We start from the raw sequence: 9,328 nt of genomic DNA on the forward strand, positions 1-9,328 counted from the left end.
CGTCCGTCAGCCCAGCAGTCCGCGGAGCAGGGCGGCGGTGGCGTCGCAGTGCTCTTCCATCGTCGCCCGCGCCTGCTCGGCGTCGCCGCCGAGGATCGCCGCGACGACGGCGTCGTGCTGGTCGTTGGAGTGCGCGATGTTGGGGGGCAGCACCGGGATCGCGGACAACAGCTCGTGCAGGGCGGACTGGGCCCTGGTCACGGCCTCGATGAGCATCGGGGACCCGGACAGGGTGGCGACGGCGAGGTGCAGGCGGCTGTCAGCCAACCGGTGGGCCGCGTTGTCGGGCGCCTGACGTGCCGCCTTGGCGCTCTCGAGCAGCCACGCCCGCTGGTCGGCCGAGAGGGCCCGGGTGGCAGCGAGCGCGGCAGCACCGGGCTCGACGACCCGGCGGAAGTCGAGGGCGTCGGTGAGCGCGGCACCTGTCCGGACGTGCGGGTTGCCGGTGCCCGGCTCCGACCCTGCGTAGGTGATCACCGTGCCACCGCCGCGGCCGCGGCGGGTGGTCACCAGGCCGGAGTCGCGCAGGGCGGCGATCGCCTCCCGGAGGGTGTTGCGGCTGACGCCCAGCCGCTCGGCCAGCTCGCGCTCGGGCGGGAGCTGCTCCCCGTCGGTGAAGACCCCCAGCCGGATCGCGGTGGCCAGCTGCTCGACGGTCACCTCGAACGCGTTGCCCGAGGCTGCCCGCAGGACGACCAGCGGGAGGGAGGTGTGGGGGGCGGCGCTCACGCTCCGATCCAATACCCCGGCAGCATCCGCGTCAATGGTCTGCGAAAGGACCTTTCGGCGAGTCATGGCTTCACCCGCCCCAGCTTCAGCCCCTCCGGGTCGTACGGGGCGCGCAGCATCGCCCTCACCGGGAACCGTTGGCCTGCAAGGTCGACCTCCCACGCGCCGCCCGTCAGCCAAGCCGCGGTGACGGGACCCCCCTGGCGGTCGGCGACCAGGGCCAGTCCCACGGAGGAGCCGACCGCTGCGCCCCACGCCGCGCTGGTGACCTGACCGACGGGGACGCCGTCGCGCAGGACGAGCTCGCCACCCCAGAGGTACGCATCCGGGTCGGTGACGACCAGGGAGACCACACGACGCCTTGGGGGCTCGGCCCGCGCTCGTTCGACCGCGCCACGTCCGAGGAAGTCGTGGTCGGCACCTCTCTTGCAGGCGAACGTGAGGCCGGCCTCGACCGGCCCCAGGTCGGTCGTGAGCTCGCGCCCGAAGGCGCGGTACCCCTTCTCCAGCCGCAGCGCCTCGATCGTCCAGTACCCGGCCGGCACGACCCCGAGGTCGGCACCGCACCCGAACAGGTCGTCGTGGACACCGAGGGCCAGCTCGGTGGGGACGTAGAGCTCCCAACCCAGCTCACCGACATACGTGATGCGGGTGGCCCGGACCGTCGCGTGGCCGAGCCGGATCTCACGGCTGGTCGAGAAGGGGAAGCCTGCGTCCGACAGGTCGTCGTCCGTGAGCCGCTCGAGCAGCGTCCGCGACAGCGGCCCCATCACCCCGAGGACCGCCCACGCGCCGGTCACGTCCACCACCTCGACCCGCGAGCCCCGGGGGACGTGGCGTCGGATCCAGTCGAGGTCCCGGACGGTTGTCGCGGCGCTGCTGACGACGAGGAACTCGTGCGTCGTCAGTCGGGTGACGGTCACGTCGGCCTCGTAGGTGCCCCGGGTGTTGAGCATCCCCGTGTAGACCGTGCGCCCCGTGGGAACCGCGACGTCAGCGGTGCACAGCCACTGCAGGGCCGCCTCCGCGTCGGGGCCGGTCACGAGGTACTTCGAGAAGGAGGTCTGGTCGAACACCGCGACCGACGACCGGGTGGCCAGCTGCTCCGACACGGACCAGTCGACCCAGGCCGGCCTCTCCCACGAGTACTCCACCACCGGCGGGACCCCTTGCGGCGCAAAGACGTTGGCCCGCTCCCAGTGGTTGCGCGAGCCCAGGCAGGCGCCCCGCTCGACCAGCCGGTCGTGCAGCGGCGACCGCTTCTGCGGGCGCCCCGTCTCAGGCTCGCGGTTCGGCCAGGGCACGGCGTAGTGCAGCCCCAGCACCTCCACCACCCGCTCCCTCAGCCAGGAGTGGTTTCCGGCCAGCGGGGAGAACCGACGGATGTCGGCGCTGATGAGATCCATCGTCGGAGCCCCCTCGGCCACCCACTCGGCGAGCGCCCGACCGGCCCCACCGGCCGAGGCGATCCCGACCGAGTTGAACCCCGCCGCGACGAAGAAGCCGGCCAGCTCGGGTGCCTCGCCGATGATGAACTGGTTGTCGGGGGTGAAGCTCTCGGGCCCGTTGTAGAACTTGCGGACGCCCGTCTCGGCGAGCACCGGCAGCCGGTGCACCGCGCTCTCCATGAGCACCTCGAAGTGCTCCCAGTCCTCGTCGAGGAGCGCGAACTCGAACGGGTGCGGGATCTGGTCCGGCGGCACCCACGGCTTGGCCTGGGGCTCGAACCCACCGACGAGGAGGCCACCGACCTCCTCCTTCACGTAGGTCCAGCCGTCCGGGTCACGCAGGATCGGCAGGTCGCGGTGCACCCCGTCGACCTGGTCGGTGACGACGTAGAAGTGCTCCGCGGAGTGCAGCGGCACGTTCACACCCGCCATCGCCCCCACGGCGTTGGCCCACTGCCCCGCACAGTTGACGACGACCTCCGCCTCGACGTCACCGTGGTCGGTGCGCACGCCCGTCGCCCTCCCGTCGCGCGTGTCGACACCGGTCACCCGCACGCGTTCGCGGACGACCACCCCGAGGTTGCGGGCGCCCCTGGCCAGGGCCTGCGTGAGGTCGGTGGGGTTCGCCCGCCCGTCGCCCGGCAGCCAGAGCGCGCCCTGCAGGTCCTCGTGGCGCATCAACGGGTACCGCTCGTGGGCCTGGTCCGCGGTGAGCAGCTCACAGTCCAGGTCGTATGCCGCGGCGCTGGCCGCGGTGCGGCGCAGGGCCACCATCCGGTCGGGGGTGCGGGCCACGGTGAGGCCGCCGCAGGTCCGGTAGCCGGTGCCCAGACCGGTCTCTGCCTCGAGCCGGGCGTAGAGGTCGGTGGAGTACTGCACGAGACGGGTGCCGGCCTCGCTCGCCCGCAGCTGCCCGACCAGCCCGGCTGCGTGCCACGTCGTTCCACCCGACAGCGAGCCCTGCTCGAGGAGCAGCACGTCGGTCCACCCGAGGTGGGCCAGGTGGTACGCCACGCTGCACCCGATGACTCCCCCACCGATGACGACCACCCTGGCCCTGGTCGGCAGGTCCCCCGTCACGGCGTTCCCTGCGGCACGGGTGGGGCGGCGGCCGCGTCGAGGAGGGCGCCCAGACGCGGGTCCGCGAAGCCGGCCAGGGCCAGGGCAAGGCGCTCGGTCGTGAACGCCTCGAAGTCGTGGTCGACGTCGGAGACGCCCTGCTGGATGACCCCCCAGAGCGTCCAGGCCCACCGGCCGGCCAGGCCCCACAGCTCGGCCCGCGCGAGCAGGCGTCCGTCGAGGCGGCCGTAGTAGCTCTCCACCAGCTCCTCGAGGTGGTCGTGGTCGAGCTGCGACTCGTTGACGAGGTTGCCCAGCTCGAAGGCGGGTTCGTTCATCCCGGAGTACTCGTAGTCGATCAACCGCAGGTCGCCACCGTCGTCGATGATGTTGGCTGCCAGCAGGTCGTTGTGGCATGGCACGAGCCCCTCGGGGAACGTCCGCAGCGCCGCCTCGAGCCGACGTGCGGCAGGCTCGAGCGCGGCATACCCCTCGGGGAGGGGAAAGCCTTGGGCTGCAACGATCTGCGCATATCGGCGCTGGACCTCGAACATGTCGAAGCGGGAGGCGAAGGCCGGTCCCGAATGGAGCCGCCGCAGGGCGGCGGCAAGGCGTGGCAGGTTGGCACCGATGTCGGCCGCAGTGCAGGTCCGGCCCGGCAGGTAGCCCACCACGAGCACCCCTCGTTCCGGGAGGTAGTCCACGACGGGCGCCCCGACCCCCACCGAGGCGGCAGCCACGCTGTTGTGCCACTCGTGCTCCCGGTCGACCGCGAGGAGCTCGGTGCTGGCCGGCGAGATCCGGACGACGACGTCGAGGGTCGCCGTCCGGACCCGGTAGTTGTGGTTCGTCAGGCCACCGGGGAGCTCATCGACCCGGCGTTCCTGACCGGCCAGGCAGGGGATCTCGTCGAGCCACCGGTCGACTCGCACGGTCCGTCAGCGGAACGTCTCGGCGACGTCCGCGTCGACCGTGTGCTTGGGCCCGGTGAACCACTTCTTGGCCGAGACGTGCCAGAAAACCCACAGCAGGGCCAGTGCGCCGAGGACCACGATCGGGGTGTAGTTGACGAACTTCCACGCGAAGTCCTTGTCGAACGGGTTGCCGGAGTTGACGGTCGGAAACATCGCGACGATCGAGGTGACGACGATCTCGACGATCGCCAGCGGCGCCAGCCAGCGCCACTTCGTGCCGAGGTTCCACGAGCCCTGCCGGAAGGAGCTGCCCGCGCGCCACCGGTAGTAGATCGGGATGGCGAAGGCGACGTAGAGACCGACCACGCCGATGGAGACCACGGCGAAGAACGCGATGGGCACGTAGGTCGGCGACGCATCCGTGCCGATGTTGACCTTCACGAGGGCCGGCAGGGTCAGCACGACGGCGATGACCGCCGAGAGGATGACACCGTTGACGGGCACGCGCTTGGCGCTCAGCTTCGACCACAGACGTGACCCCGGGACCGCCCCGTCACGGCTGAACGCGAACAGCATGCGGGTGGTCGAGGTCATGCAGGCGGTGGTGCAGAAGAACTGGCCGGCGGTCGAGATGAGCAGGATGGTGCCCGCCCACGGGCTCGACAGGGCCTGGTTGAAGATCGTCGCGACCGCGCCGCCACCCTTGGTCACCCCGGCCTCGTCCTGGACCGCGAAGAGGAAGGTGAGCAGCAGGATCCAGCCACCGACCGCCGAGTAGGCGATCGACTGCCAGATCCCCTTGGCCGCCGTGTCGGCCGCCCCGTGCGTCTCCTCCGAGAGGTGCGCGGAGGCGTCGTACCCGGTGATCGTGTACTGCGTGAGGATCGCCGAGATCGGCAGGATGTAGAAGAGGAAGCCCAGACCGTGGGTGCTCCCGCCGTTGAACCCGGTGTTGTTCACCGTGTGGGTGAACACCGACGAGACGCTCGCGTGGTGGTCGGGGACGAACCACAGGATGAGTACGACGGCCAGGGCACCGAACACGTGCCACCAGACCGAGATGTTGTTGAGCACGGCCAGCAGGTGCGCCGAGAAGATGTTGACCAGGGACACCAGGATGAGCACGACGATGAAGTACATGAAGACCCGGTTGAGGTCACCCGGCGTGTAACCGCTGTCGAAGGCGCCGAGGGTCAGGTCGAAGAAGGTGGCACAGCCGTAGGCGACCGACGCGTCGATGGCGAGCAGCCCGATGAGGTTGAGCCACCCCGTGTAGTAGCCGGCCTTGACCCCGCCCAGCTTGCTCGCCCACCAGTAGATCCCGCCCGAGGTGGGGTAGGCCGAGACCAGCTCGGACATGCAGAACCCGACGGTCAGGATGAACAGGCTGATGATCGGCCAGCCCCACGCGATCGCAGCCGGTCCGCCGTTGTTCCAGCCGACCCCGAAGGTGGTGAAGCACCCGGCCAGGATCGAGATGATGGAGAACGAGATCGCGAAGTTGGAGAACCCGGACCACGACCGATCCAGCTCCTGCTTGTACCCGAGCTCCGCGAGGCGGCGCTCGTCGTCCGACAGTTCGCTGACACTGGCCATCTCGGCTCCTAGTCTTCGGTACGAAGTTGGGCCGATGCTACTGCCGCCGTGTCCCGCCGACCAGACCCTCATGACGTTGATTCGTGGGTGATGCAGCGTGCCAACGGTTGCGACCTGTCGCAGTTGCCTTTGTTTGGCACGTTCGTGAACCTTTGGACCCACCCTCCGCCGCAGGCACAGGGTCGCCGGGCAGGATGACCGGGTGCACGGGACCACGCAGACCACCGGCAGCAGCCGATCCGACCTGTGGACGCAGGTCGTGACGCGGCTGCACACCGATGCCGCCTCCGTCCCGGGCGGGGCGAGCGTGGTGGTGGTGCTGGCCCTCGTCCTGGCCGTCGTCACCGTCCCGGCGTGGTGGACGCAGGCCAGGGTCGTCGTCACCGTCGTGCACGAGCTCGGTCACGGCCTCGTGGGCCGGCTCTTCGGACGCCGGTTCACCGGACTGGTGCTGCGCGGCGACATGTCCGGCCATGCCGTCACCGTCGGACCCACCCGCGGGGTGGGACGGGTGCTCTGCACCTGGTCCGGCTACCCGGCGCCCGCGGTGGTGGGGGCGTTCTCCCTGTTCTCCGCCGGCGCCGGCTGGGCTCCCCCGCTCCTCGCGGCGACCTCAGCCGTCCTGGCCCTGTCCCTGGTGCGGGTGCGGTCCGCCTACACGGCCGTGGTGATGCTCGCCCTCACGGCCGTCACCGGCGCGCTGTGGTGGTGGTCCGCACCGGCCGTGCAGGGCGGGATCCTCCTCGGGAGCGGCGCATTCCTGCTGGTGGGCGCCTGGCGCCACCTCGGGGCCGTCCTCCAGCACCCCGGGTCCGGCTCAGACCCGGCGGTCCTCGCCGGGCTCACCCACCTGCCTAGGTGGTTCTGGAACACGACCTTCGTCGTGGCCCTGGCCGCCTCGAGCTGGTGGGCGCTGCGGAGCCTGCTGGCGATGGCCTGAGGCCGACGTCCCGCCTCAGACGAGGCGGGTCAGCCAGCCGTGCGTGTCCTCGGCCCGGCCGTACTGGATGTCGAGGAGCTTCTCGCGGATGGTGCGCGTGACGGGGCCGTAGTCGACGCCGCCCCGGTGGTCGCAGCTGCCGCCGTCCCACTTGAGCTCACCCACGGGAGTGATGACGGCCGCAGTGCCGCAGGCGAAGATCTCGGTGATCTCGCCGCTGGCCGCCCCGTCCTTCCACTCCTGGATGGGGATGCGGCGCTCCTCGGGCTCCAGGCCCATCTCCTTGGCCAGCGCCAGGACCGACGAGCGGGTGACGCCCTCGAGGATGGAGCCGGTGAGCTCGGGCGTGACGAGCTTGTTGTCGCGGGTCACGAAGAACAGGTTCATCCCGCCGAGCTCCTCGACGTACGTGTGCGTCGAGGCGTCGAGGAAGACCGCCTGGTCGCACCCGTTCTCGATCCCCTCGAGCTGCCCGGCGAGGCTGGAGGCGTAGTTGCCACCGCACTTCGCCGCCCCGGTCCCGCCGTCACCGGCGCGCGCGTAGTCCATCGACAGCCACAGGGTCACCGGCTTGATGCCGCCGGTGAAGTACGCCCCTGCCGGCGAGGCGATGACGGAGTACGTCACCTCCGAGGCCGGGCGGACACCGAGGAAGGCCTCCGACGCATACATGAAGGGACGCAGGTAGAGGCTCGCCTCACCGCCGGCACCGGACGGCACCCACGCCTGGTCGACCTCGACGAGTGCCTTGAGCGAGGCGATGAAGCCCTCCTCGGGCAGCTCCGGGAGGGTCATCCGTCGGGCGCTGCGGATCATCCGCTGGGCGTTGGCCTCGGGCCGGAACGTCCAGATGGATCCGTCCTCGTGCCGGTAGGCCTTCATGCCCTCGAAGATCTCCTGCGCATAGTGCAGGACGGCCGCCGACGGCATGAGCGAGATCGGCCCGTATGCCGTGACCTTGCCGTCGTGCCAGCCCTCACCCTTGGTCCACGTCGCCGTGAGCATGTGGTCGGTGAAGGTGGTGCCGAACCCGGGGTTGGCCAGTACCGCCTCACGCTCCGCGTCCGGCCGCGGGTCGGTGCGGCGGGTGACCTCGAAGGTCAGCGGGGCGGTGGTCTGGCTCATGGAGTCCTCCTGCGTCGTTGCGGATCTCCTGCCGAGGTTACCTGCCGGACTGGCACCCCCGGCAGGAGACTCAGGTGCAGCCGTGACTCAGAGGCGCGAGGCGATCGCGTCGCCCACCTCGGTGGTGCTGCGTACGCTCGCGCCGCGCTCCGCGAGGTCGGCCGCGACCGCGCGCTCGACCCGCTCGGACTCCTCGGCGCGCCCGAGGTGCTCCAGGAGCATCGAGACGGACAGGATCGTCGCGGTCGGGTCGGCCTTGGCCTGCCCGGCGATGTCGGGAGCCGAGCCGTGGACCGGCTCGAACATGCTCGGGGCCGTCCCCTCGGGGTTGATGTTGCCGCTCGCGGCCAGGCCGATGCCGCCCGCGATGGCGGCGGCGATGTCGGTGATGATGTCGCCGAACAGGTTGTCGGTGACGATGACGTCGAACCGGCCCGGGTCGGTGGCCAGGAAGATCGTGGCCGCGTCGACGTGCTGGTAGGCGGTCTCGACGTCGGGGAACTCGGCGCCGACCTCCTCGACCGTACGACGCCAGAGGTGCCCGGCGTGGGTGAGCACGTTGTGCTTGTGGACCAGCGTCAGGTGCTTGCGCGGGCGGGCCGCCGCACGGGCGAAGGCATCGCGGACGACCCGCTCGACACCGAACCGCGTGTTGACGCTGACCTCGGTGGCGATCTCCTGGGGCGTGCCGGTGCGCAGGGACCCGCCGTTGCCGACGTACGGACCCTCCGTCCCCTCGCGGACGACGACGAAGTCGATGCCGTCGGGGGCGACCCGCTCGACGGCCAGCGGGCTCTGGACGCCCGGGTAGAGCTTCGCGGGCCGCAGGTTGACGTAGTGCTGCAGCGCGAACCGCAGCGGCAGCAGGACACCGCGCTCGAGGACGCCGCTCGGGACCGTGGGGTCGCCGATCGCGCCGAGCAGGATCGCGTCGTGGCCGCGCAGCTCCTCCAGGACCGAGTCGGGGAGGGTCTCACCGGTCGCGTGCCAGCGGCGGGCGCCCAGGTCGTACTCGGTCGTGTGGAACTTGGGTCCGGAGTCACCCGTGACGGCGTCGAGGACCTTGAGCCCCTCGGCGACGACCTCGGGCCCGATGCCGTCGCCGCCGATGACGGCGAGGTTGACGGTGTCCGTGCTTGAGGTGGGGGTGGGCATGGGTCCAGCCTAGAAGCGGTCTTGCGATCTGATACCAACGTCTCACATGACGAACGGCCCCTGGCGGGTCGCCGGGGCCGTTCGTCGTGGGGCGCGTCTGCGCGCCGCCGGTGGTACTGCGTCGTCAGTCGTCGGAGTGGCCCTGCTCGCGCAGGTCCATCGACTCCTGCAGTGCCTGACGTGCCTTCTGGGCTTCTTCGCTCATGTCGACCATTCCTTCGTGGATTCCCCTGTGCAGCACAGGGATTCGAGTATGTGGGGTTCTACGGCGGGCCACTCCCGGATGACGGGGTGCCACGGTCAGCCATGCACGCGGGATCTCCGCGGCGAGGTGGCTGACTACCGGAACTCGCCGCGGCGGG

General features: G+C 70.7%; 8 protein-coding genes. 1 reads left to right on the plus strand and 7 read right to left on the minus strand.

The features are described 5' to 3' along the window. Positions 1-6: 6 nt before the first annotated feature. The 4 genes from ASD62_RS06180 to ASD62_RS06195 form a co-directional block, all read right to left on the minus strand. The gene (locus tag ASD62_RS06180) at positions 7-729 is read right to left on the minus strand and encodes a FadR/GntR family transcriptional regulator (protein ID WP_056915209.1); all 723 of its coding nucleotides are present in this window, start codon (positions 727-729) and stop codon (positions 7-9) included. 62 nt (positions 730-791) lie between these two features. Beyond that, a complete protein-coding gene (locus ASD62_RS06185; protein ID WP_056915210.1) occupies positions 792-3,257 on the minus strand; it encodes an FAD-dependent oxidoreductase in 2,466 nt (821 codons plus the stop codon). Then, entirely contained in the window at positions 3,254-4,168 is a 915-nt protein-coding gene (locus ASD62_RS06190; protein ID WP_056915211.1) for a choline/ethanolamine kinase family protein, read from the minus strand. The genes ASD62_RS06185 and ASD62_RS06190 overlap by 4 nt, the downstream gene beginning before the upstream one ends. A gap of 6 nt (positions 4,169-4,174) precedes the next feature. Further along, positions 4,175-5,746, minus strand: coding sequence for an amino acid permease (locus ASD62_RS06195; protein ID WP_056915212.1), 1,572 nt, complete (start codon positions 5,744-5,746; stop codon positions 4,175-4,177). 202 nt (positions 5,747-5,948) lie between these two features. On the opposite strand from ASD62_RS06195, the gene ASD62_RS06200 reads away from it, so the two are divergent. Continuing rightward, entirely contained in the window at positions 5,949-6,686 is a 738-nt protein-coding gene (locus tag ASD62_RS06200; protein ID WP_235530648.1) for a M50 family metallopeptidase, read from the plus strand. Positions 6,687-6,701: 15 nt separating this feature from the next. Here the strand turns inward: ASD62_RS06200 and ASD62_RS06205 are convergent, their stop codons facing one another. The 3 genes from ASD62_RS06205 to ASD62_RS06215 form a co-directional block, all read right to left on the minus strand. Then, entirely contained in the window at positions 6,702-7,811 is a 1,110-nt protein-coding gene (locus tag ASD62_RS06205) for a branched-chain amino acid aminotransferase (RefSeq protein WP_056915213.1), read from the minus strand. 87 nt (positions 7,812-7,898) lie between these two features. Beyond that, entirely contained in the window at positions 7,899-8,966 is a 1,068-nt protein-coding gene (locus ASD62_RS06210; protein WP_056915214.1) for a 3-isopropylmalate dehydrogenase, read from the minus strand. 124 nt (positions 8,967-9,090) lie between these two features. Beyond that, positions 9,091-9,207: a 3-isopropylmalate dehydrogenase gene (locus ASD62_RS06215; protein WP_200947706.1), complete on the minus strand. Its 117-nt coding sequence runs from the start codon at positions 9,205-9,207 to the stop codon at positions 9,091-9,093. Between the last annotated feature and the right edge of the window lie 121 nt (positions 9,208-9,328).

The sequence above is a fragment of the Phycicoccus sp. Root563 genome (genome assembly GCF_001427915.1).
In the GTDB taxonomy this organism is placed as follows: domain Bacteria; phylum Actinomycetota; class Actinomycetes; order Actinomycetales; family Dermatophilaceae; genus Pedococcus.

Coding starts and splice junctions, on each gene's coding strand:
- ASD62_RS06195 (WP_056915212.1), bottom strand. CDS start 5,746: ATGGCCAGTGTCAGCGAACTGTCGGACGACGAGCGCCGCCTCGCGGAG.
- ASD62_RS06205 (WP_056915213.1), bottom strand. CDS start 7,811: ATGAGCCAGACCACCGCCCCGCTGACCTTCGAGGTCACCCGCCGCACC.
- ASD62_RS06210 (WP_056915214.1), bottom strand. CDS start 8,966: ATGCCCACCCCCACCTCAAGCACGGACACCGTCAACCTCGCCGTCATC.